Source organism: Leisingera sp. G5_S3_59_S7 (assembly GCF_054968485.1).
Genome location: NZ_JBQKUH010000007.1, coordinates 77,508 through 100,774, shown reverse-complemented (window position 1 = coordinate 100,774; position 23,267 = coordinate 77,508). Strand labels below are relative to the sequence as shown.

Annotated in this window: 18 protein-coding genes and 1 pseudogene; 11 read left to right on the top strand and 8 right to left on the bottom strand. The window is 61.7% G+C overall.

All coding sequences use genetic code 11. The features are described 5' to 3' along the window. Positions 1 to 106: 106 nt before the first annotated feature. Positions 107 to 1,360, top strand: coding sequence for an aminotransferase class V-fold PLP-dependent enzyme (locus ACTRWG_RS06005; RefSeq protein ID WP_462829102.1), 1,254 nt, complete (start codon positions 107 to 109; stop codon positions 1,358 to 1,360). Positions 1,361 to 1,411: 51 nt separating this feature from the next. Here the strand turns inward: ACTRWG_RS06005 and ACTRWG_RS06000 are convergent. Next, positions 1,412 to 2,205 (bottom strand): annotated as a pseudogene (locus tag ACTRWG_RS06000) (IS5 family transposase). A 321-nt stretch (positions 2,206 to 2,526) separates the two neighbouring features. Between ACTRWG_RS06000 and ACTRWG_RS05995 the strand changes: the two are divergent. From ACTRWG_RS05995 to ACTRWG_RS05970, 6 genes are all read left to right on the top strand, one after another. Beyond that, a complete protein-coding gene (locus ACTRWG_RS05995; RefSeq protein ID WP_462829101.1) occupies positions 2,527 to 3,063 on the top strand; it encodes a TetR/AcrR family transcriptional regulator in 537 nt (178 codons plus the stop codon). A gap of 67 nt (positions 3,064 to 3,130) precedes the next feature. Next, positions 3,131 to 4,090, top strand: coding sequence for an NAD(P)-dependent oxidoreductase (locus ACTRWG_RS05990; protein ID WP_462829100.1), 960 nt, complete (start codon positions 3,131 to 3,133; stop codon positions 4,088 to 4,090). Between the two features lie 57 nt (positions 4,091 to 4,147). Beyond that, on the top strand, positions 4,148 to 4,897 hold the full coding sequence (locus ACTRWG_RS05985) for a maleate cis-trans isomerase family protein (protein WP_027233894.1): 750 nt from the start codon (positions 4,148 to 4,150) through the stop codon (positions 4,895 to 4,897). 129 nt (positions 4,898 to 5,026) lie between these two features. Next, positions 5,027 to 8,968, top strand: coding sequence for a non-ribosomal peptide synthetase family protein (locus tag ACTRWG_RS05980; RefSeq protein WP_462829099.1), 3,942 nt, complete (start codon positions 5,027 to 5,029; stop codon positions 8,966 to 8,968). 4 nt (positions 8,969 to 8,972) lie between these two features. After that, a complete protein-coding gene (locus tag ACTRWG_RS05975; RefSeq protein ID WP_027233895.1) occupies positions 8,973 to 9,206 on the top strand; it encodes a tautomerase family protein in 234 nt (77 codons plus the stop codon). 32 nt (positions 9,207 to 9,238) lie between these two features. Continuing rightward, on the top strand, positions 9,239 to 10,477 hold the full coding sequence (locus ACTRWG_RS05970; RefSeq protein WP_027233896.1) for an MFS transporter: 1,239 nt from the start codon (positions 9,239 to 9,241) through the stop codon (positions 10,475 to 10,477). Positions 10,478 to 10,978: 501 nt separating this feature from the next. On the opposite strand, the gene ACTRWG_RS05965 is transcribed toward ACTRWG_RS05970, so the two are convergent. The 3 genes from ACTRWG_RS05965 to ACTRWG_RS05955 are packed head-to-tail and all read right to left on the bottom strand — an operon-like array spanning position 10,979 to position 13,328. Then, positions 10,979 to 12,253, bottom strand: coding sequence for an APC family permease (locus tag ACTRWG_RS05965; RefSeq protein ID WP_027233897.1), 1,275 nt, complete (start codon positions 12,251 to 12,253; stop codon positions 10,979 to 10,981). Continuing rightward, positions 12,250 to 12,585, bottom strand: a complete 336-nt coding sequence (locus ACTRWG_RS05960; protein ID WP_027233898.1) for a cupin domain-containing protein — start codon at positions 12,583 to 12,585, stop codon at positions 12,250 to 12,252. Before ACTRWG_RS05960 ends, ACTRWG_RS05965 begins: the two co-directional genes overlap by 4 nt. Next, positions 12,582 to 13,328: a YqcI/YcgG family protein gene (locus tag ACTRWG_RS05955; protein WP_027233899.1), complete on the bottom strand. Its 747-nt coding sequence runs from the start codon at positions 13,326 to 13,328 to the stop codon at positions 12,582 to 12,584. The genes ACTRWG_RS05960 and ACTRWG_RS05955 overlap by 4 nt, the downstream gene beginning before the upstream one ends. Positions 13,329 to 13,499: 171 nt before the next feature. Between ACTRWG_RS05955 and ACTRWG_RS05950 the strand changes: the two genes are divergently transcribed. Beyond that, positions 13,500 to 13,970, top strand: coding sequence for an Lrp/AsnC family transcriptional regulator (locus tag ACTRWG_RS05950; protein ID WP_051357652.1), 471 nt, complete (start codon positions 13,500 to 13,502; stop codon positions 13,968 to 13,970). A gap of 518 nt (positions 13,971 to 14,488) precedes the next feature. Beyond that, positions 14,489 to 16,906: a GcvT family protein gene (locus ACTRWG_RS05945; RefSeq protein ID WP_462829098.1), complete on the top strand. Its 2,418-nt coding sequence runs from the start codon at positions 14,489 to 14,491 to the stop codon at positions 16,904 to 16,906. A gap of 131 nt (positions 16,907 to 17,037) precedes the next feature. Here the strand turns inward: ACTRWG_RS05945 and ACTRWG_RS05940 are convergent, their stop codons facing one another. From ACTRWG_RS05940 to ACTRWG_RS05930, 3 genes are all read right to left on the bottom strand, one after another. Next, positions 17,038 to 17,424 carry a type II toxin-antitoxin system death-on-curing family toxin gene (locus ACTRWG_RS05940; RefSeq protein ID WP_259972993.1) on the bottom strand — a complete coding sequence of 129 codons (387 nt, stop codon included), beginning with the start codon at positions 17,422 to 17,424 and terminating at the stop codon, positions 17,038 to 17,040. Next, positions 17,421 to 17,645, bottom strand: a complete 225-nt coding sequence (locus tag ACTRWG_RS05935; protein ID WP_024092785.1) for an AbrB/MazE/SpoVT family DNA-binding domain-containing protein — start codon at positions 17,643 to 17,645, stop codon at positions 17,421 to 17,423. Before ACTRWG_RS05935 ends, ACTRWG_RS05940 begins: the two co-directional genes overlap by 4 nt. Before the next feature lie 81 nt (positions 17,646 to 17,726). Next, positions 17,727 to 18,614 carry a LysR substrate-binding domain-containing protein gene (locus ACTRWG_RS05930; protein ID WP_462829097.1) on the bottom strand — a complete coding sequence of 296 codons (888 nt, stop codon included), beginning with the start codon at positions 18,612 to 18,614 and terminating at the stop codon, positions 17,727 to 17,729. 210 nt (positions 18,615 to 18,824) lie between these two features. Between ACTRWG_RS05930 and ACTRWG_RS05925 the strand changes: the two genes are divergently transcribed. Both ACTRWG_RS05925 and ACTRWG_RS05920 read left to right on the top strand, forming a co-directional pair. Further along, on the top strand, positions 18,825 to 20,177 hold the full coding sequence (locus ACTRWG_RS05925) for an MmgE/PrpD family protein (protein ID WP_027233903.1): 1,353 nt from the start codon (positions 18,825 to 18,827) through the stop codon (positions 20,175 to 20,177). A 17-nt stretch (positions 20,178 to 20,194) separates the two neighbouring features. Beyond that, on the top strand, positions 20,195 to 21,733 hold the full coding sequence (locus ACTRWG_RS05920; RefSeq protein WP_027233904.1) for a trimethylamine methyltransferase family protein: 1,539 nt from the start codon (positions 20,195 to 20,197) through the stop codon (positions 21,731 to 21,733). A 71-nt stretch (positions 21,734 to 21,804) separates the two neighbouring features. On the opposite strand, the gene ACTRWG_RS05915 is transcribed toward ACTRWG_RS05920, so the two are convergent. Then, a complete protein-coding gene (locus ACTRWG_RS05915) occupies positions 21,805 to 23,226 on the bottom strand; it encodes an aldehyde dehydrogenase family protein (RefSeq protein WP_036796807.1) in 1,422 nt (473 codons plus the stop codon). Between the last annotated feature and the right edge of the window lie 41 nt (positions 23,227 to 23,267).

Below are 23,267 nucleotides of genomic sequence, written 5' to 3'. Positions count from 1 at the left end.
TCCTCACAAATATTTCCGGCGCTTAGCCCCGGATTTTTTTGGATGTACTCGCCCGGCAATCCCCCTAGTGTGACGGCAAATCAAACGCCTTCCGGTTGGACTTGCCATGCCCCAGATCACTGACGCCCTGTTGGACCAGATCCGCGCCCGTTTCGCCCAGGTGGACGAATGCCCCCAGCAGGGGCCGCGCGTGTTTTTTGAGAACGCCGGCGGCGCGCTGACGCTGAATTCGGTGGTGGAAACCTCCGCCCGCTATGCTGCCATTCCCGACAACCAGGGCCGCGACAATCCCGGCAGCCATGAATTGGTGCGGGTGATCGCCAAGGCCAAGGACGACATGCGCGTGATGATGAACGCCCCGGGCGGCCAGTTCTTCGTCGGCGAAAGCGGCACAGAGCTCTTGTTCCGCCTGATCATGAACGCCTGCCTCGGCACCGCGGAAGGCGGCACCGTACTGGGCTCGACGCTGGAGCACCCGGCCACCCGCTCCGCCTGCGCCCGCTGGTCCGGGGTGGCACGTCAGAAACACGTGCTGATCCCGCATGACGACGCCACTGGCACTATCTCCGCCGATGCCTATGCCCGTGCGGTCACGCCGGACACCGTGGTGGCAACCATCGTCCATACCTCTCCGGTCACTGGCATGGGCGTTGATCTGACCGCCTGCGCCGCCGCCATCCGCGCGGTGGCCCCAGACTGCCTGATCATCGTTGACGGCATCCAGCACGCGGCCCACGGGCGCATTGACCTGACTGCATACGGCGTCGATGGCTATGTGATCTCGCCCTACAAGATGTTCTCGCGCCACGGTTACGGTCTCGCCTGGATCTCGGACCGGCTGACCAAACTGCCGCACAACGCGCTGATCGGCGGGCCGGAAGACAACTGGGAAATGGGCACCCGCGACACCGGCAGCTATGCGACGCTCTCGGATGTAGCCGGTTATCTGGAATGGCTCGGCGGCGAGGTCAGCGACGCAACGGACCGGCGCGCCAAGGTCGTGGCCGCGGGCGAGGCGATCCACGCCCACGAGAAAGCGCTGACCGACGCGATGATCCATGGCACCGGCAACCTGCCCGGCCTGGCAGAGATGGAGGGGGTTGCCATTCTGGGCGGTGCCGATAATCCCGCCAGGGAGGGGCTGGTCTCGCTGACCGTCGCAGGCGTGCCCTCGGTGGATGTGGTAAAGCGCCTGAACGAGCAGGGTATCCGCACCCACCTGCGCAAGGCGGACCATTACTCCGGCAACATCCTGGCGCCGCTTGGCATGGACAGCTGTGTCCGCGTCTCCATGTGCCATTACAACAGTGTGGGCGAAGTGGCGAAGTTTCTGGGGGTGATGAAAGAGATTACCGGGTGAGAGAACTTTTTGACATCACACCCCCCTCATGCGCTGCTAGATGACCAGGACTCATAGCCAATAGATGACGGTTGCAGCGAGTGCGATAGCCGACAGTAAGGCCTTCGGGCATCTGTCGTATCGGGTCGCTACGCGCCGCCAGTCTTTGAGCCTGCCGAACATGACCTCAATGCGGTTGCGCCGCTTGTAGCGGCGCTTGTCGTATTGCACAGGCGTCTTGCGCTGTTTTCGACCCGGGTAGCAGGCGCGTATCCCTTTGTCTTTCAACGCCTCTCTGAACCAGTCAGCGTTGTAGCCACGGTCCCCGAGAAGCCATTCGACATCCGGAAGGCTGCTGCGCAAAGCCCGCGCGCCTATGTAGTCGCTGACCCGTTGCCTGGCAGGCGATGCTTGCATCGCCGAGAAGGAGCCCGGCAGTGACGAACAAGCTGAGTGGTCGGCCATGGCTGTCGCAGATCGCGTGCAGCTTCGTGTTCATGCCACCCTTGGTCCGGCCAATCAGGCGACCGCGCCTCCGTTTTTCATGCCCATGCTGGTCGCTGTCCGGTGGGCCTTGAGGTAGGTCGCGCGATCATCACGGTCTTCTCTTCGCCATGCCCGGCAGCCAATCCAGCCATCATCTGCGCAAAGATGCCTTTGCCGCTCCACCGCTTCCACCGTTTATACGACGTCTTGTGGGGACCGTATTCAGCAGGAGCGTCGCGCCAGCGCAACCTATTACGATTGATGAAGATAATCCCACTCGACACGCGACGGTCATCGACACGCGGCTTGCCGTGCGACTTCGGAAAACAGGGCTCCAGGCGCGCCATCTGCGCGTCCGTAAGCCAGAAGAGATCCGACATGCTCACCGCTCGTTTCTCGAACCATGAACCACGCTGCCAGAAGGAAATCAATGGGTCTGGAGCCTAACAGGACAGCAGGTTCAGCGCATGCCAGCCCATTGGGATCAAAGGCCGGAACCCTTTTCAGCACTTAGCCAGATCCAGTTGCATCGGGTACCGGTAGGAGTTGCTGATGTGTCCGCCACTGCTGCGCTCGATCACCTGCACAACATAGTTGCATGGATCTCTCTTCTGGCATAGTTCTGAAACATTCGGTACAGAACGGTTGAGAGCACTATGAGGCCTAGAGAATTTGATGAAGGCGCGGTGGTTGACGCAATCATGCGCACATTCTGGCGCAATGGCTATGCTGCGACCTCCATGAATGATCTGGTGGAAGCAACCGGCCTGTCCCGCAGCACGATATATAACTCCTTTGGGGGCAAGAAAACGCTTTTTGCGCTTGCACTTAAAGAATACAGGCGGGTAACCACTGAGAATGTCGCGAAGATCTCCCGCACCGCAGATGTGCGCGGCAGCCTCCGGTCACTGCTGCTATCCATCGTTGACGACGAGTTGAGCGACCACGAGGGCTTTGGCTGTTTCGCCGCCAACAGCAGCCTGGAGATTTCCGGCCGGGACCCTGAACTCAGCGCGCTGGTCGCACAGCATTTCAAGCGGTTGGAAAGTGGGTTGCTGCGCCTCCTGAAGCACGGCCAAAAGAGCGGCGAAATTTCGCCTGATCGGGACTGCAAAATGCTATCCCGTTACTTTGTTGCGATAATACAAGGCCTTAGAGTCATCAGCAAGGGCCTCCCAGCGGCCAGCCGCAAACCCTATCTGCACAGTATCGTCGAAGCCTCCATCGAAACGGTGTAACATCAGCATGAAGATCTCCTTTTGGTTGTTGACTGTTATGGAATGATTGTTCCATAAGCGGCTTCAGATGCCGGCCGCCCAAGTGGGCTTGGCGCCACAGCAGTCTCTTGGACCCGGAAAACAGAGGTTTAACATGACAACTGACACTATTTTGCCGCCATCCTGCCCATCCCTGCGGGTAGCAGTTCTGGGAGCCGGGCTGATGGGGGCGCCGATGGCCCGCAACATCGCTGCCGCCGGCTGCCAAGTCAGCGTATGGAACCGTTCCGCTGACAAGGCTTCAGCCTTGGCCGCACCGGGCATCACCCCGGCGGCGGATCCTGCCGAGGCGGTTCTGAATGCCAGTGTCATTTTGACTATGCTTAAAGACGCCAACGCGATCGCAGAAGTCATGTCGGCGTTGCCGGACGCAGACAGCGCCCCCGCGGCACCCGTCAGCTGGCTCCAAATGAGCACAGTCGGGCCGGCCGACATGTCCGGGCTGGAGACGTTGGCGGCCCGCAAAGGGCTCACCCTGATCGACGCACCTGTGCTTGGCACCCGCCAACCCGCAGAGGCCGGCCAGCTTCTAGTGCTGGCTGCCGGTCCGGACAGCACTAAGGAAGCTGTGCAGCCGGTACTGGATGCTGTTGGCAAAGCCACACGCTGGCTTGACACCGCCCCCGGAATGGCGACCCGGCTGAAGCTGGCGCTGAACAGCTGGGTTTTCGCTCTGACCCATGGAGCGGCAGAGAGCCTGGCCTTGGCTCGCAGCTTGGGACTGGATCCGGAACTGGTGGCGGACACCGTGCGTGGCGGGCCACTGGATACCCCATTCTTTCAATTGAAAGCCCAGGCTATGGCATCGGGGGATTTCACTCCGGCATTCACCATCGATAATGCGGTCAAGGACAGTGCTCTGATTGTTGAGGCCGCACTGGAGACCGGGGTGAAGCTGGATTTGGCCGAGGCAGGCCTGAACCGCTACAGGCGGGTGCAGGACCAAGGCCATGGCGGCGCCGATATGGCCGCAACGTTTCTTGCCTAGCAGCACAGCTGCGCCCCAAGCCATTGATCGAAAATTTCAAAATTACAGGATTTAATCATGAGTAATTTTCTGGGAAAACGGCTGCGCGTCGGTGTCGCCATTCCATCGACCAACACTTCGGCTCAGCCAGAGATGGAGGCCATGCGTCCCCTTGGCGTTACAAACCACATCGGCAGGATGATCATCGACGATGATTCCCTGACCCATGAGGCGGGCTTCAATCGGGTCATTGAAAACATCCGCAGCTCCACCCCGGACGCCATACGCAGCCTGCGCCATTGCGGCACCGGGGCGATTATTGTTGCGGTATCTCCAGATGGATATTGGGAAGGCCACTCTGCGCATGAGGCTTTGAATGGCCGCCTTGCGGAAGCAGCAGGCGGTGCAAAGATCATCATGAGCGCAGACGCAATCCTGGCAGCGCTAAAAGCGCTTGGCGGTATCCGGAGAATTGGCCTGATTTCTCCTTATCTGGAGCTGGGCGATGAACCGGTTTCGCGGTTCTTCACCGATAGCGGGATCGAGGTTGCGGCCATGCATGGTCTTGGCGGACGGACGCCGTCAAACATCTCCGACGTTACCCCGGCAAACCTGCGTGACGCGGTGCTGGACGTTGACGGACCGGATGTGGAAGCCATTGTCCAAGTGGGAACCAATGTTCCCATGGCAGATTTTGCCGCCGCCGCGGAAACCTGGATTGGAAAACCGGTAATGTCTAATAATGCGGTTCTCTACTGGCACGCCTTGCGTAGCTGCGGTGTGACCGACCCGATTTCCGGCCGAGGTTTTCTCTACGAAAACCACTGACTCATCCCGCAGCAGGCGTACCTGCTGCTGGCATTTTTCTGAATAGCAACTTACTCACTGCCGGCCTGCCGCGGCGGTGAGTGGCCGCCAGTTTTGTAATGACCATTCCAATACTTGACAGGACATACCATGAGCACCCCCAACTCGCTCCTTTCCAAACCCGTTACCGACCGGCCTCAGCAAACCGACATCACCCGCGCGCTGCTGCGCACTGCGTCGGAACGCACCTCGCTGGTAGATATGCTGATGCTGCAGGTGCGCTGCCGCGGTGAAGAAATCGCTGTATGCGACGATACCAGCGCGCTGCGCTATAGCGATCTGGCCGAATACGCCGCTCGCCTGGCCGCCCGTCTGAAACGCACAGGTGTCGGCGCGGGAAGCCGGGTGGGGCTGTTCGCGGACTCTTCCGCCGAGATGATGGCCGGCCTCTGGGGAATTCTGTTCTCAGGTGGTGCCTACCTGCCACTGGGCACCGATTACCCAGTGGACCGGCTGAGCTATATGATCCGCGATGCGGGTATTGATGTGATTGTCACCCAGGACAAGCTGCGTGGCCGCCTGGCCGAGATGATCCTGCCGGGAGTTACCGTGATCACCTTGGATGCGCTGGATGCGGTCCCTGGACGGGAAGACAGCGATTGCCTGTGCGGCCCTGCCCTGCTGGAGGACGATCTGGCCTATATGATCTATACTTCCGGCACCACCGGTGCGCCCAAGGGCGTGGGCATTTCTCATGCTGCGATCCTCAACCAGCTGACCTGGCTGCAGACCGAGCAGAAGTTGCGGGTGGGTGAAGTTATCCTGCAGAAAACCCCGGTCAGCTTTGACGCCGCGCAATGGGAACTGCTGGCAGTCTGCTGCGGCGTTCAGGTCGTGATGGGCCGTCCCGGCGTTTACCGTGACCCGGAAGCTCTGATTGAACAGATCAAACAGCATGGGGTTACTATGCTGCAGGGGGTGCCAACCTTGCTGCAGGCACTGGTTGACCTTCCGGATTTCGAAACCTGCACAACTCTCACCAGCCTGTTCAGCGGCGGAGAGGCCTTGACCCGCAAGCTGGCCACCCGGATTTTCGAAGCCCGCCCCGGTTGCCGGCTGGTAAACCTTTATGGCCCGACCGAATGCACGATTAATGCCACCGCCCAGACTGTGGATCCGGCAGGGCTGGAAAACGGCCCGGAAATGATCCCGATCGGCCAGCCCGCCGCGAACACCAGCTGTTGGGTACTGGATGAAAACCTGCAGCCGGTTGCCGATGGCGCTTCGGGCGAGCTGTATATTGGCGGCCGCCAGCTGGCCAATGGCTACCACAACCGCGACGAATTGACGGCCGAGCGCTTCATCACCTGGGTCAGCCCGGCTGACGGTTTGCCGCTGCGGCTTTATAAAACCGGAGACCTGGTGCGCCGCAATCCGGATGGCGGCTTGCAGTTTCAGGGCCGTGCCGACAATCAGGTCAAATTCCGGGGCTACCGGATAGAACTGGATGAAATCCGCTTGGCCATCGAGAACCACGACTGGGTCAAAGCTGCCGGCGTGTTCATCAAACCCCATGCCCGCACCGGCCAGCCGGTGCTTGCTGCGGGTATTGAACTGAACACGCGCGAAGCGCCACTGATGGATCAGGGCAATGCCGGCGCCCACCACCACAGCAAAAAAAGCCGCTTGCAAGTGCGGGCCCAGCTGTCTGGCGCCGGGTTGCGCACGGACGCCGAAATCGAAGGGCGCAAGACCTATGCCCTTGCAGGCAAAGACGCGGACGCGGCTCAGCGGCGGCTTGCTTTTGCCCGTAAGACCTATCGTTTCTACGAGGGCGGAGAGGTCTCGGCCGAGGATGTCCTTTCGGTGCTCTCGCAACAGAAGCAGCCCGCCTCCGGCACCGGTGGGCTTGAAGAGCTCAGTGCGCAGGATCTGGGATATCTGCTCCGCTGGCTTGGCCAGTTCACCAGCGCGGAACGGCTGCTGCCGAAACACGCCTATGCCTCTCCCGGCGCGCTTAATGCAACGCAAGTCTATGTGGAGCTGGCCAATGTGGCAGGGTTTGAACCCGGCTACTACTACTATCACCCGGCCCGGCACGAACTGGTTCTGACCGCGCCGCGCCCGGCTTCAGACACACCTGTGATGCAGCTGCATTTTGTGGGCAAGATTCCGGCGATCGAACCGGTCTACAAGAACAACATCCGTGAAGTGCTGGAGTTCGAGACCGGCCATATCCTGGGCCTGATGGATCACATCCTGCCGGCCCATGGCCTGGGTATCGGCGCAGGCACGGACGTTCCGGATGCGCTGCCCCATCTGCACTGCGGCCCGGGCCACGTCTATATTGCCGGCTATGCGGTCACTGCACATGCAGACCGGCGGACCGAATTGCCGGTGGGTTTCTACGTCCAGGCCCATGGCAGCAAAATCTCCGGGCTGGCGCCGGGACATTATGCCTATCGCGATGGCGGGCTGCACCAGTTCTCGCGCCATATCATGGAACAGCGCCATGTGATCGCGATCAACCAGCGTGTCTATCAGCGCGCCAGCGGCATGATCTCGATGGTCAGCCGGGACGCAGAGCGCTGGCACGCCTATATCGACCTGGGCCGCAGCCTGCAGCGGGTGCAGCAGAACAGCTGCCGGATCGGCACCATGTCCTCCGGCTACAGTTCCAAGTCCGGCAACGACCTCGTCGCGGCCACCCGTCTCAAAGAGATCCTGAACGAGCATGGGCTTGCCTCTGGCGCCTGCTACAGCGCGGTATTCGGCAAGGTCAGCGTCGAGCAGATTGCACATGAAGGCATGCATGAAGACAGCGTGCATATGGAAGGCCCGGCTGAACTGATACGCCGCGACCTGCAGTCACTGCTGCCCGACTACATGGTGCCCAGCAAACTGGCGCTGGTACCGTCGATGCCCTACAGCGCTTCGGGCAAAGTGGATGTGAATGCTCTCAAGGCATTCCCCGAGTTCGACGATGCCGCTGCCGAGCGTGAGGTCATTAAACCCCGCAACGATACGGAAACCACTCTGGCAGAGATCTGGTGCGCGCAAATCGGCCTTGAGGACGTCTCGGTACAGGATGATTTCTTTGAAATCGGCGGCGACTCTCTGAAGGCCGTCAAACTGGTGCAGGGCATCAACCGCGCATTTGATACCAGCCTGCCGGTGCAGGTGCTGTTCGAGGACACGACCATCGAAGCGCTGGCACGCCGCTTGACGGACGGCGGCACTGGCTCCAGCCTGTCGCGCGCAGTGCCGCTGAAGAAAGGTGCCGGCATCCCGGTGTTCTGCTGGCCCGGGCTTGGCGGCTATCCGATGAACCTGCGCCACCTCGCGCGGGAGCTCGACACGCCCCGTCCCGTCATCGGCATTCAGGCCTCCGGCGTGAACCCCGGCGAGCAGGTCTGCGGCTCAATCCAGGAAATGGCAGCGCGCGATGCCGAGCTGATCAGGGAGGCGCAACCGGAAGGCCCCTACACGCTTTGGGGATACTCCTTCGGAGCACGGGTGGCCTATGAGACCGCCTATCAGCTGGAACAGGCTGGCTGCGAGGTGGCGGAGCTGACCCTGATCGCGCCGGGCTCCCCGGAGCTGCCCGGCGGCGATCCGGTGCGCGCGGATGAGGCTTCGCTGTTCTGCGATGCGTCCTTTCTGACCATCCTCTATTCGGTGTTTTCCCAGACCATCGCTCCAGAACGCGTGGCCCCGGTTATTGAAACGGTCTCGGATCTGGAAGGCTTCGTGGCGTACATCGCCGCTGAAAAGCCCGATCTGGACCCGGGCACGATCTTGCGCATCACCCGGCTGGTGGCACAGACCTATGCGCCCGAATACGGGCTGCAAATCGAAGAACGGCAGGTGGCGGCGCCTGTGCGCCTGTTCAAGGCGGCGGGAGACAATCTTTCCTTCCTGGAGGAGGCCACACGCACTCTCGCCGCTCCGGCACCGGTCCACGCGCTGGCTGCCGACCACTACGAACTTCTGCAACCCGGCGGTGTTTCCGAGCTGGCCGCTGCAATCCGCTGCCACGTTCCAGCATGGCAGCCGGCCCAGCCTGAAACCCGTGACCTGCAAGAGGCCTGATCCCATGCCCCATGTCATCATTAAGCATTTTGCCGCCACCCTGACAGTGGAACAGCACGCAACACTCTCCGAAGCCATCACCCAGTCGGTCACTCAGGCCTTTGGCTGCTCCCCGCACGCGGTTTCCATCGCATTGCGTCCCGTGGCGCCCGATGACTGGCACAGCAGCGTCTTTGTTCCAGACATCCAAAACCATCCGCAAGAATTGATCAAATCACCCGATTATTCAGCGGCTTAACCCCCGCATACCACCTCCTGAAAGGGTATCCCATGACCACACGCATAGCCAAAGCGTCACCAGCGTTACTGCTGTTCGCAATATTCCTGATCTCATTGAACCTGCGCCCTGCAGTTGCCGCCATCGGCCCGCTAGTGTCGCAAATCCTGGGCGAAACCGGTGTAAACTCCACTATCATCGGCTTCCTGACCATGATCCCGGTGTTTCTGATGGGCATTGGCGCCATCTACGTGCGCCAGTTGCGCGCGGCATTGGGGGAGCGCGGCGGCATCACGCTGGGCGCGCTGATCATCACCCTGGCCTGCGCAGCCCGCCTGTGGCTGCCAACAGGTGCCGGCCTTCTTGTCACCGCCGCAGGGGCCGGGATCGGCATTGCCATTGTGCAATCGCTGATGCCGGGCTTCGCCAAGCGCAACTTCGGCGCTGCAACCGGCCGGGTGATCGGCCTCTACTCCACCGGGATCGTGGCCGGTGCCTCCATCGCAGCGGGCACGGCTGCAGGGCTTGCGTCTTCGCTGGACTGGGAAGGCACGCTGGCGGCCTGGAGTCTGCCTGCGGTTCTTGCAGCGCTGATTTGGGTCATCGCCGCGCGCAACGCCGATAGTGAGCGCACCGCGCCTGCCCCCGCTGCCGGCACCACGCCGCCGCAGTTCTGGCGCAATGCACGCTGCTGGTCGCTGATGCTGTTTTTCGGGGTCGGCACCGGGGCGTTTATGCTCGTCATGGCCTGGATTCCGCCGTTCTATCTGGAACAGGGGCTTGATCAAGGGGCTGCGGGCCTGCTGTTGTCTGCATTGACGGTGATCGAAGCCGTCACAGCCTTGGGCGTGGCAGCCTTCATCCACCATTTCCCGGACCGCCGCGGTCCGCTGGTCTTCGCGCTGATCATGACAGCCTTGGGGTTTGGCGTGCTCTACACCGCTCCGATTGACATGTCGTTCCTGGCAATGGCGCTGCTGGGTGTCGGCATCGGCATCCTGTTCCCGCTGTCGATCATCGTGGCCATCGACCACGTTGATGATCCCACCACCGCAGGCAATTTCACCTCTTTCGTGCAGGGCGGCGGCTATATCCTGGCAAGCTTCGTGCCCTTGTTTGCCGGCGCCGTCCGGGATGCGATGTCGGACCTCAGCAACGTCTGGCTGGGGATGGCGGCAGGCTCGCTTCTGATGATCTTCTTGGCTGTTCGCTACTCTCCTGAAAGCTACAAACGCTTCTCCACCATGCTGCGTAGCGTTTCCCTAGACCGCGGACTGCGCGCGGCCAGCTGAAACCCGTTCCTCCCCAAGCAGGTTCTGTCCTGCCGCGCTATCCCTGTTGCAAAACGGGGATAGCATCAGTTTTTGCCAATGCTGAGACAAAGCCGCCCCGCGCAAAAAGGCCCGCTGATGGAAACACCAGAGGCGAACTTCCCTCCTTTTTCTGAAGCTGGCCGGCAATGGCACCGGCATCCGGGACCGATCCCGCCAGCCGGTCTGGTTCCGGTGCAACCAGCGTGCCGCCCTTCCTGCCAGCGGAAATGATCTGATCCAGACCCGGGCGGGCGCGATTTGCGCCGATTGCTCCATGAACCGTGCGAACGCGATCCGGGGCCGCAACGGGATTTTCCAGAGCCCGTTTTCGCGGTGAGGTCTTGGCTGCCGGCGGAGCATCCGGCTCAGCCGTCCGACTAGGTATCCAAAAGCCCGGAAAGAAAAAAGACCCGGCATTACCAGCCGGGTCCAGTTAGTGACGGAGAACGTCACTTCAGGAAGACTTCCAGGTGTTTTCCTTCAGCTCGTACTGCGCGGGCTGTTTCGAATGTTCGTCTTATTCATCCTGTTCTGGACTGCCCAAAGGACCCCTGCGGCAACGGACAAAAGCACCGGGTACAACAGTGCTGCGTCCTGCTGTGCCAGCAGCACACCGACAGTACCCACCGCGATAAACGCCACCAGTTTTTCAAACAGGCTTGACGTCAGCGTCATCAAGCTGGCAGCCGCGACCGCGAAGAGGATGATGAAATTCTGACCGGCCAAAGACAGCATATCTTCAATCGCCAGGATGTTGAAAAGATCCAGGCAGAGCACGGCCAGCAGAACCGCCACGACCAGAAACACTGCCTTCAGCGGGCGACCGGTTTCGTCGGCGGAAAGGTCCAGCGGGACGACACTTTCCCTGGAAAGCGACAACAGCATCCGCGAAACGGCCCAGATCGCCCCCATCAAGTTGGCCACGATTATGACAACAGCCAGAACTGACATCAAATTGCCGCCCCAGACGCCAAGGTGGCGCTGCATAATAGAAGAAAATGCAGCCTCGTAATTGCTATCAACCGGCGTGAAATGGACGATCACAGCCATGCTGAAGTAGAGCATCATAGCGGCAAGGAACGACAAGCCCATCGCCAGCGGGAAGTCTCTCTTAGGGTTTCTGAACTCCTCGGACGTCCCTGCGGAGACTTCCCAGCCCGTGAAGGCGAAGAAGATCATCATGAACGGGACGCTCAGCTGTGAAAATCCGATGGTTGGACCGGTCAAGGCGCGGGCTTCACGCATTTCAGGTGAAATACCGGACAGTCCAACCGCAACAATCAGCAGGAGCGAGAACAGAATTGCAGAGGCAACCATGGCCGAAATCCTTGACGCCGCCTCCGGTGAAGCAAGTTGTGTTCCGGTCGCGATCAGCAGCAAGGCTATTGCCAGAATTGCAGGATCCACCGGGACCAGAACTGACAGATAATGGCCGCCGGTGAGTGCGATAGCGGGCAGGCCGAAAGATACCGCGCCAAGGAAGATAAAGGAGCTGGCTAGGTATGCATATTTGCCAAACGCCTTCTGCGCAAAGGCGGACACACCTCCGGCATCCGGAAATCTTGCTCCCATTATGATAAAGACAGACAGAAGCGGCAGAGCCACAAGAGCGCACAAGGCCCAAACCCAGATCGCGTTCTCTGCGGCTTGCTGGTAGGCAAGCCCCGGCAAACTCAGAAGCCCTGCACCAATGACAATATTGAGCATCAGGCCCGCCCCTTTCAGCGGGCCCAGCGTCTTTTTGAGATCTGTCATCTTGCGAAATCCACATTGGCAAAGGAAATCAGATACTGCACGTCCCCGAAACTTGCTTTCGAACCGTGCCTGACCCCTTTCGGAAGCTCGATCACATCCCCCGACTTGCAAACGGCTTCGCCGCCTTCCCAGTAAAACAGGAGCTGCCCGCTCAGCACGACAATGGTCTCGTCGGTATCGTGCTGGTGCCAGGGATGCTCCTTGTCTGACTGGTCATTCTGGACTTCGACGCAACCCTGTTCAGGCATGCAGCGTTCAACAAGCCCTCTGAAGTCCGACAAATCAGCAGCGGCTGAGTGAACGACGACAGATTTTCCAGGTGATGAAATCATGCCACCTTCTCCTCTTCATTTTGGTTTTTCTTGGTAAAGCTGTGAAACGGGCACGTGGCCGCGCGGTTTTCGTCATCTAGAAAATACTGCGCGAACTCCCGGTTGTCGGGGTCGCCGTACAAGCCCAGATCCTCCGACGGATTGATCAGGTCGTATTGCAAGATGCGGGAACGGATTTTGGAGGTGGCTTTCTCGGCGGTCTCTCGTGTGTCCAGAATACCGTTAAAAACCCACCGCGGCTGGAACGTCAGCATGAAGCTCGAAAACCGCCGTGACTGCCGGTTGACATGCGCGGGCGTGTTGCAAACCACAAAGATTTGTTCGCCGCCGAAACACCACTCCCATCCCGCACTGTCGATCTCAGTCGGAATGCTCTCGGGCCACTCTGTGTCATCGGTCTGGTGAATACCATCCAGGGTTGACCAGAAGCGCGCGCGGTAATGCTCCAGGCTCTGGATCGGACCCGGACGCGACAAGACGAGCAGGGAGGTATTCTTCCCGAACGATTTGGCGTCTTTCAGATAGCACTTCAGGGCTGAAGACACTTCGTCAGGGTCCATGTTTTCAGAAAAGGCAAACCGTAGCTGATCTGCTTCGAAACCGGCGACGCCAAAGGTGCAGGGGAAGAGCCGGGAGCGAGACCTGAAATTGGTCGCCAGCTCGTTGAAAATCTTTTTCTGCCAGGTAGTTGCATCGAATTCGCTGTCAATTTCAACCCGACTGTAGATAATCTTGGTGGTCATAAACTGTCTCTCATATCTTTGCTTGGGCCTCGCGCAGGGCGGATAACCTCTGGCAGTTCGAGGCTTGCGTGTGATATGAACGCCCAGACTGTTCCCAGAAAGACGCTTATTGGGAAAAGACGTTTCAGATTGGGCTTAGGCACAGTCAATTGCGCAAAAACTGTATGACTTATGGATGGATTTCAGAGAAAGATCATTCGCCTCCTGAGCGAAAACAGCCGGGCCTCAGTCTCTGACATTGCCTCAGAGCTTGGTGCGTCTCGCAAGAAGGTCAAAGAGACGATCGACCGCCTGGTTGACAAGAAGATCATCAAACGGTTCACGATAGAGCTCGCGCAGGAAGCAGAATTCACCTCGCAACCTTTCAGAGCACTCTTCAATATCCGCCTGGTCGCGCCTAACTGCAGGCAGCTGTTTGCTGACTTGCAGAAGCACGACGAGATCCTGGGCGCGTGGAGCATCTCATCCTCCGATATCGACATGATGGTGCTGGTGGAAGCCAAGGATGTGGAAGTTGTTGAGAACGTGCGGAACAGCGTTGCGAGGCACCCGTTGGTTCAGACAATGTACACAAATTCGATCCTGACAACGTGGCGCGATCCGCGATCCAATTCGCGGCGCGACGGTGAGGCGGACGTCTAACGGACATTTCATTGGCCGCATTCGAGCAAGAAACACCGAAGGTTCTGTTTTTGCTTGATCCAAAGGTTTTGACGTTGTTCCCCCCGTCCAGCCTGAAAAGCGGTCAGAAGTATGTGTCTCCTCCAACGCTTTATGACTGGATCAAGACAACTAGGGCCCCTGAGCGGCGCGGCGTGAACCAATCCGCTTCCCAAACACCTGAACGTAGCTGACGCGCCCGCATGTTCTTGCCCCATCCCCGGCGGCCCGTCGAGAAGAACCGGAGGCAGGCGGAAGCCCTCGTCATCATGGCGGACTGAGCGCCGCATCGATTTCCAAAGGTCCGACAAATTCCTGGGTGTCATGAAAAAGATGACCGGGCAGCCGCCGGATGACCCATCGAATCCGGGGCCATTGGGTCTGAATTCTTCACGGGTCATCCAGCTCCGCCGCCGCTAGGGTCGCGCGGAAGGAATTGGCGGCCCGCCCCGGCCTGCAGGGCGCGCTGTTCCAGGCACGCAGGCAAGGGAACAAGACGCATGAAAACCCATGCACAGGCAGTTGTCATCGGCGGCGGGCTGGTCGGCTGCTCGATCCTCTACCACCTGGCGAAACTCGGCTGGAAAGACGTGGTTCTGCTGGAACGCGATGAGCTGACCGCAGGCTCCACCTGGCATGCGGCGGCCAACATCCACGGGCTACACGACAACAACAACGTGACCCGCATCCAGCACTACACGATGAACCTCTATAAGGAGCTGGAGAAGGAAACCGGCCAGGGCTGCGGCGTGTTCCAGCCGGGGTCCCTCTATCTGGCTAAGACCGAAGAACGCGAGCACCAGCTGCGCCTGCAGGAGGCCAAGGCGAAGTACTACGGCCTGAACTTTCATGAGGTCAGCCGCGAACAGGCCAAGGAACTGCACCCGCTGGCGCAGTTCGACGACATCCGCTGCATCATGTTCGAACCCGATGGCGGCAACGTTGACCCTTCCGGTGTGACAATGGCCTATGCGGCCGGCGCCCGCGCGATGGGGGCACAGATCGAACGCTTCTGCCCGGTGATCGGCACTGAACAGCAGCCCGACGGTTCCTGGATCGTGAAAACCGAAAAGGGCGACATCCATACCCAGTGGGTGGTGAACGCAGGCGGCCTCTGGGGGCGCGAGGTGGCGGCGATGGCGGGCCTCACCCTGCCCTTGCAGCCGACCGAGCACCAGTATTTCGTGACGGAGTCCATCGACGAGGTCGCCAACCTGGGCCGCCGCCTGCCGTCAATCGCGGACCGCGATGGCGAATACTACTTCCGCCAGGAGGGCAACGGCTTCCTGATCGGCGCCTATGAAAAGGACATGCGGTTCTGGGCCGAGGACGGCACCCCGCTGGACTTTGCCCATGAACTTTTCCCCGACGATCTGGACCGGATCATGGAAAACGTGATCCGCGCGACTGAGCGTGTTCCCTGCGCCGAAACCGCTGGCGTCAAACGCGTCATCAACGGCCCGATGATCTGGTCGCCCGACTCCAACGCCATCTGGGGTCCGGTGCCGGAGCTGAAGAACTACTTCTGCTGCACCGGCATCATCCCCGGCTTCTCGCAGTCCGGCGGCCTCGGCCTGCTGGCGGCGCAGTGGATGATCGAGGGTGAGCCGCAATACGATATGTTCGCCTGGGATCTGGCGCGGTTCGGCGACTGGGCCGACAAGACATTCACAAAGGCCCGCGTCGAAGACCAGTACGCGCACCGCTTCGCCATCCACTTCCCGAACGAGGAACGCAGCGCCGGCCGCCCGGCTCGTGTGCGCCCCGCATATGAGCTGCAAAAGGAAATGGGCTGCGTCTTCGGCCTCAACTGCGGCTGGGAACATCCCCTGTGGTTCTCCGGCACGCCCGGCACCCAGGACACCAACAGCTTCACCCGCCAAAACTGGTGGGAGACGGTGGGCCGCGAAGTAAACATGCTGCGCGAAAACGTCGGTGTGATCGACATCTCGAACTTCGCCAACTACGTAATCAAGGGGCCCGGCGCGTTTGATTGGCTGGACAAGCTGGTCGCCAACAAGGTGCCAACCGAGGTGGGCCGCTCCTGCCTCACTCCGCTGATCTCGGTCCGCGGCGGGGTGGCCGGCGATTTCACCATCACCAAGGTGGCGGATGACGAGTACATGATGGTCGGCTCCGGCATGGCGGAACGCTATCACCAGCGGTTCTTCAACATGGTGGAACTGCCGGAAGGCACCACCTTTGAAGTCGCCACCAACCGCATCGCGGGCTTCAACGTCGCCGGTCCGAAATCGCGCGAGATGCTGCAGCGGATGACCAATGCGGATCTGTCGAACGAGGCCTTCCGCTTCATGCGCTCCCGAACCATCGACGTGGCTGGCGTCGAATGCCTGGCGATCCGCGTCTCCTTCACCGGCGATCTGGGCTGGGAACTGCATTGCGCCGAAGAGGACCAGGTCAAACTGTACTCCGCCCTGCTGGCAGCCGCCGCAGAATTCGACGGCGGCCCGGTGGGCGGCCGTGCTCTCGGCTCCCTGCGGATCGAAAAAGGCTATGGCTCCTGGGGCCGCGAATACAGCCAGGAATACTGGCCGCAGGAGGTGGGCCTCGCTGGTCTCATCAAGCTGGACAAGGATTTCCTCAACAAAGACGCCTATCTCAGGGTCAAGGACAACGCCCCGCGCGAGATGCTGTCTGCCTTTGAGATCGACGCGGTGAATGATGCCGATGCCTCGGGCGGCGAGCCCATCTTCACCCCCGAAGGCAAGCCGGTGGGCCGGGTCACCTCCGGCGCCTATGGCTATTCCGTCGGCAAGTCGCTGGCGCTGGGATATGCCAACCCGGCAGTTGCCAAGCCGGGCGATGAGGTTGAGGTCTTCATCCTGGGCAAGCCGCACAAGGCGCGCATTCTGGAAGCGGCAGCTTTCGACCCCTCCGGCGCGCGTCTGCGGGCCTGACCAAACGGCATGGCCGGACTGAAACACCAAGGGCAGCGCCCGACCCTGGGTGGGTGCGAAAGCGCCCTCCCGTGGGGAGGGTCGGGCGCTGCCCGGCCTTCGTCCGGGCGGAACTTACCTGTAAGGCAGAGCTAGATCGGTTGCATCCCAGCCGTCAGCCACTCCGCAAATGCCCCCTCGCCCACCTCACCGGTGGCGAGGTCCTCCATCATGCGCACGCCCTCCACCGGGTCCGGGCGGAACTGGTATCCGTTCAGGCGCAGAAAGGTAACGGCGGTCACAAACGCCGTGCGCTTGTTGCCATCGACAAAGGCATGCGCCTTGGCAATGCCAAACGCATAAGCCGCGGCGACCTCCGCCACACCCGCATCCGAATAGGCCGCAAGGTTCATCGCCCGCGCGCAACCCATTTCCAGCAATGCCCTGTCACGCATCCCCGCCGCCCCGCCGTGGCGGGCAATCTGCCGGTCATGAATGACAGTCACCGCCGCCAGCGGCACCCATATATAAGTGCTCACGCAAGCGCCTGAAGCAGATCGCGGTTCTCATCCATCACGATCTCCGCCGCCGCCAGCGCCTCCGCCACCGAGGGGTCATGCGCCATAACCCTAAGGCTGCCATCATCGCCGCGCACCACAAACAGCGTATCGCCTTCCTTGGCGTCCAGCATTGTCAGCATCTCCGTCGTCAGCGTGATGACAGCGGAGTTTCCGACTTTCCTGATCTTGGTCTCAATCATTGGCAGGCCTCATGTATATATACCCGTATATACGCCAACAACCGCCGGCTTTCAATGCCCGTGGCAGAGAGCGGTCCGGCCTTACAGCTCCATCTCCGCCGCAGCCTTCAGCAGCCAGGTCTTGAAATGCTTGACCGAGGGCGTCGCCGCCTTGTCCTTGAAGGTGGCGAAATAGGTCCAGGGGCAGTCGAGGTCGAACGCGAACGGCTCAACCAGCCGACCGCTGGCCACCTGCTGGCGCACCAGCGATTTTGGCAGCACCACGCACCCCAGCGCGTTGACCGCAAATTCCAGCCCCATGTTGGAGGAGTTGGTCTGCAGCCCGCCCTTATGCTCAATCCCGGTCAGCCCGAAGTGCCTGGCGATCTTCTCCCAATAGACCGGGCGGCCCAGGATGTGGATCAGCTTGGCCTCCGCCAGCTGTTCCGGCCGGGTCAGCGCCGCGCCGCCGACCCGGTACTCCGGCGCGCAGACCAGCGCCAGCTTCTCGTCCCAAAGCTTCACCGCCGGTCCCATCACATCATCGACGTGGTTGATGGTGATCGAGATGTCGGAGACGTTGGTCTCCACATCCACCCAAATGGTGCTGTGAATGGTCAGATCGATGTCCGGATGCGCTTTGGTGAAATCCTCCACCACATTGATCAGCCATTTCTCCGCCAGGCTGACCGGGCAGGAAATCACCACCTCCCGCTTATGGCTTTGCGAAATCAGCAGCTGCGTTGCTGAATCAATCTCCTGCAGCGCGTGGCGGACCGAGGGCAGATAGGCCTCCCCCACATCCGTCAGCGACAGGGACCGCGGGTGGCGCACGAACAGCGGTCGCCCGATGAACTCCTCCAGGCTGCGCACATGGTTTGAGACAGCAGACTGGGTGCAGTTCAGCTCATCCGCCGCTGAGGTAAAGCTGAGATAACGCGCGGCGGCCTCGAACGAACGCAGGAAAGTCAGGTGGGGGAGATTCTTCATAAGGCGGTCCGCTGGCGGTTTCGGGGCCATGTTCACATGCATTGAAAGGCGCCGCAATTCCCAAGGGTTAGCGGCCCGGACTGGTCTGAAAACGACGTCTAGCACGCATTTCACGAAATATCCCACCCCTATGGCCCCGGTTTATTTGCGGGTCACCGGCCCCCGGACACCCTAGCCTGACGCCGAAACCGCCCCTGCAAGAGTTCCGCCATGACCGCCACCTTCGACCGCGCCGCCGACTTCACCTTCGGCTTCACCGCCGCCGCCCTGCCGGACACCACCCGCGAGGCGGCATCGCTGATGTTTCTCGACACCCTGGGCATCACCATCGGCGCCACCCCGATGGAGGCCGGCCGCATCGCCCGCGAAACCGCCGTGGCGCTTTACGGCTGCGGCGCGCAGGGATTGGCGGCGCGCGTGATGTTCGACGGCCGCAAGGTGAGCGTTGCAGGGGCCGCCTATGCCGCTGCAACCGCCACCGACAACCTGGACGGCCACGACGGCTATGCTCCGACCAAGGGCCATATCGGCGTGGTGGTGATCCCGGCCATCGCGGCGCTGGCGGAAACCGTGCCGGACTTTTCGGGCCCCGAGGCGCTGGCCATCACAACACTGGGGTATGAACTGGCAGGCCGCGCGGCCCTGTCACTGCACGCCACCGTCAGCGATTACCACACCTCCGGCGCCTGGAACGCGCTGGGGGTGGCGGCAATTGCGGCCCGGATGCGCGGCCTGTCCCGCGCCCAGCTGCGCGAGGCGCTGGGGATCGCCGAATTCCACGGCCCCCGCAGCCAGATGATGCGCGAGATCGCCAGCCCCTCGATGCTGCATGACGGCTCCGGCTGGGGCGCGATGGCCGGGATGTCGGCTGCGGTTCTGGCGGAGAAAGGCTTTACCGGCGCCCCGGCGATCACGCTTGAGGAAGACCGGGTGGCGGGACACTGGGAGGATCTCGGCAGCTTCTGGCAGATGGAACACCAATACGTGAAGCCCTACCCGATCTGCCGCTGGGCCCACGCCCCGATCGACGCTCTGCGGCAGGTGATGCTGGAGCACGGCCTGACCCATGAGCAGCTTGCCCGGATCCGCATCAACACCTTCTACGAAAGCGCCTGCCTCTACCCGGGTATCCCTGCGACCACCAGCCAGGCGCAGTATTCGCTGGGCTTTGCGGTGGCGGTGCAGGCGGCCTATGGCCGGATCGGGGTGGAGCATATCTCGGGCGAGGGCCTGGCGGACCCGCTTGTGGCCTCGATCCACGAGCGGATCTCGGTCGCGGAGGCCGCGCGCCATTCGGTCCGCTTCCCCGCCTGCAGGGTGGCCGATGTTGTGGTCACCCTGACCGACGGGCGGGTGATCGAGTCCGGCGATGTCCACGCCCGCGGCGGCCCCGAGGCGCCGTTTTCTCAGGAAGACGTGGTGCGCAAATTCATGGAATTCGCCGCCCCCGTGCTGGGCGAGGCCCGCGCCGGCGCAATCCGCGATGCGGTGCTGGGGTTCACCCGCGCAGACAGCAAATTCTCCGATCTGGGCCGTCTGATCTATGACGCGCCCGCACCCTGAACAGAAAGACAGATGACATGGCACGCGAAAGGCGCAGCGGCGGACGCCGCGGCAAATCCTCCCGCTCCGGCGGCAGTATCGAGCAACTGCCCTGGAGCCAGGTGAAGAACACCTGCCCTCCGTTTGAGCTCTTGAACCCGGAGCAGATGGACCAGCTGCACGCCACCTCGATGCGGATCCTGTCGGAAGCGGGCATCCGGGTGATGGGCGAAAACGTGATGGAGATTTTCGAAGCTGCGGGCGCCATCGTCGACCGTGATAACAAGACCATCCGCATCGACGAAAGCATCGTTGCCGCGGCGCTGGAAACGGTGCCGCGCACGTTCACCCTGACCGCCCGCAACCGCGCAAAGCGGATCACCCTGGGCGGCGACAACGTGACCTTCGGACTGGTGGCCGGGCCGCCCAATGTCCATGACTGCGTCAACGGGCGGCGGCAGGGCAACCTCACCGACTACCAGAACTTCATCAAGCTGGCGCATCATTTCAACGCCATCCACCTGATCGGCAACCAGGTCACCGCGCCGCTGGAACTGCCTGCCAACAACCGCCATCTGGACACCTATCTGGCCAACCTGACCTATTCGGATCTGTCCTTCCACTGCTCTGCCATCGGCCGCGGCCGGGCGCTGGACGGAATAAACATGATGGCCATTTCCCGCGGCCAGGCGCCGGAGCAGCTGAAGGGCGACCCCGGCGTGATCACCATCATCTCAGTGAACTCGCCGCGGCTGTTTGACGATGCGATGGGCGACGGGCTGATCGCCATGGCCGAATACGGCCAGCCGGTGACGGTGACACCCTTCACCCTGATGGGCGCAATGACCCCGGTCACCCTGCCGGCGGCACTGGCCCAGCAGAACGCCGAAGCGCTGTTCGGGGTGGTGCTGACCCAGCTTGTGACCCCTGGCACGCCGGTGATGTATGGCTCCTTCACCTCGAACGTGGATATGCGCAGCGGTGCGCCCGCATTCGGCACGCCGGAAAATGCCAAGGCCAATATCGCCGGCGGCCAGCTGGCGCGGCGCTATGGCATCCCCTACCGGACCTCCAACGCCAATGCCTCCAATGCAGTGGACCTGCAGGCGGCTTATGAAACCATGATGGCGACCTGGGGCGCGGTGCTGGGCGGCGCCAATACCGTCTATCACGCGGCCGGATGGCTGGAGGGCGGCCTGACGGCGTCTTATGAGAAGTTCATCCTGGATGTGGAGATCATCCAGAACATGATCGAATTCCTGAAGCCGATGAAATTCGATGCGGACGAGCTGGGCTTTGACGCCATCCAGTCGGTGCCCAGCGGCGGCCATTTCTTTGGCGCCGAACACACGATGGCGCGCTATGAGAGCGCGTTTTACCGGCCGATGCTGTCGGACTGGCAGAACTATGAGAACTGGGAAGCCGCAGGCGCAAAGGACGCGCTGCAGCGTGCCACCGGGCTCTGGCAGCAGGCGCTGCGCGATTACGAGGAACCGGCGATGGACCCCGCCATCCGCGAGGAGCTGGACGCCTACGCGGCGCGGCGGCGGGAGGAAATCGGCGCCGGCGAGCCTTAAGAGCGAAAGTGCGAGGGGCCAGCCCCTCGCGCTCCCCGGAGTATTTCCGGAAAGATGAGCCCCGGCGCGCCTCAGCCGAAGTGCAGGGTTTTGACTTCCTGGTAGTCCTCCAGCCCCAGCATGCCGCCTTCGCGGCCATTGCCGGACTGCTTGTAGCCGCCGAAGGGAGAGCCGTAGTTGAAGCCGCCGCCGTTGATGTGCACTGCGCCAGCACGCAACCGGGCGGCCACCCGCTCAGCCCGCTCCGGATCGCCGGTCTGCAGATAGGCCGCCAGACCGTAAGGCGTGTCATTAGCGATGCGGATGGCGTCTTCCTCGTCCTCAAACGGGATAATCACCAGCACCGGGCCAAAGATCTCTTGCCTTGCGATGGCCATATCGTTGGTCACATCGGCAAAGACAGTGGGGCGCACATACCAGCCCTTGTCCAGACCCTCGGGCCTGCCAGGGCCGCCCGCCAGCAGGGTGGCGCCTTCGTCTATGCCGGTCTGGATCATGCTCTGCACCCGGTCGAACTGGATCCGATCGAACATCGGGCCGATGTGATCGCCCTCCTCCTCCGGGTCGCCCACCGCCTGGCCCTCTGCCGCCGCCCTGGCGATCTCCAGCACCTGGTCATAGCAGCTTTGCTCCACCAGCATCCGGGTCGGCGCGTCGCAGCTCTGGCCAGTATTGTACATGCACTCCAGCACCGAGGCGGTGACCTTCTCCTCCAGGTCGGCATCGGCAAACACCAGGTTCGGGGACTTGCCGCCCAGCTCCAGCGTTACCCTCTTGACGGTGTCGGCGGCGTCCTTAGAGACTGCGATGCCCGCCCGGGTCGAGCCGGTGAAGGACATCATGTCCACGTCAGGATGCCGCGACAGGCCGGCGCCGACGGTTGGCCCGTCGCCGTGGATCAGGTTGAACACGCCCGCCGGATAGCCCGCATCATGGATCATCTGGGCATAGACGGCGGCCGACATCGGCGTGTGCTCCGACGGTTTCAGCACGCAGGTGCAGCCGGTGGCCAGCGCCGGCAGCACCTTGAGCGCGATCTGGTTCACCGGCCAGTTCCACGGCGTGATCAGGCCGCAGACGCCGATCGGCTCGCGCACCAGGGTGTCGCCGTTCGGCAGCGTCTCGCGCAGCTCCTGGGCTTTCAGCGCCTCCAGGATGGCTTCCAGATGGCCGATCCCCGAATCGGCCTGCGCGTCGCGCGCCATGGAAATCGGCGCGCCCATCTCGGCGCGCATCGCCTGCGCCAGCACTTCGCGCCGCTCTATGCTGATCTCCAGCAGCCGCTCCAGCAGCGCAATCCGCTCCTCCCGCGTGGTCCGGGAGTAACTGCCGAAGGCGCCCTTGGCCGCGGCCACCGCAGCATCCACATCCATATCTCCGCCGAGGATGATCGTGCCGATCTGCTCCTCTGTTGCCGGGTTCAGAACCGGGAATTCCCGGGTCGCATGCGGCGTCACCCAGTCGCCGCCGATATAGAATTTTTGCAGGTCCATCAGGTTGTTCTCACTTTCACGTCGCGGTTGCGGTTCAGCTG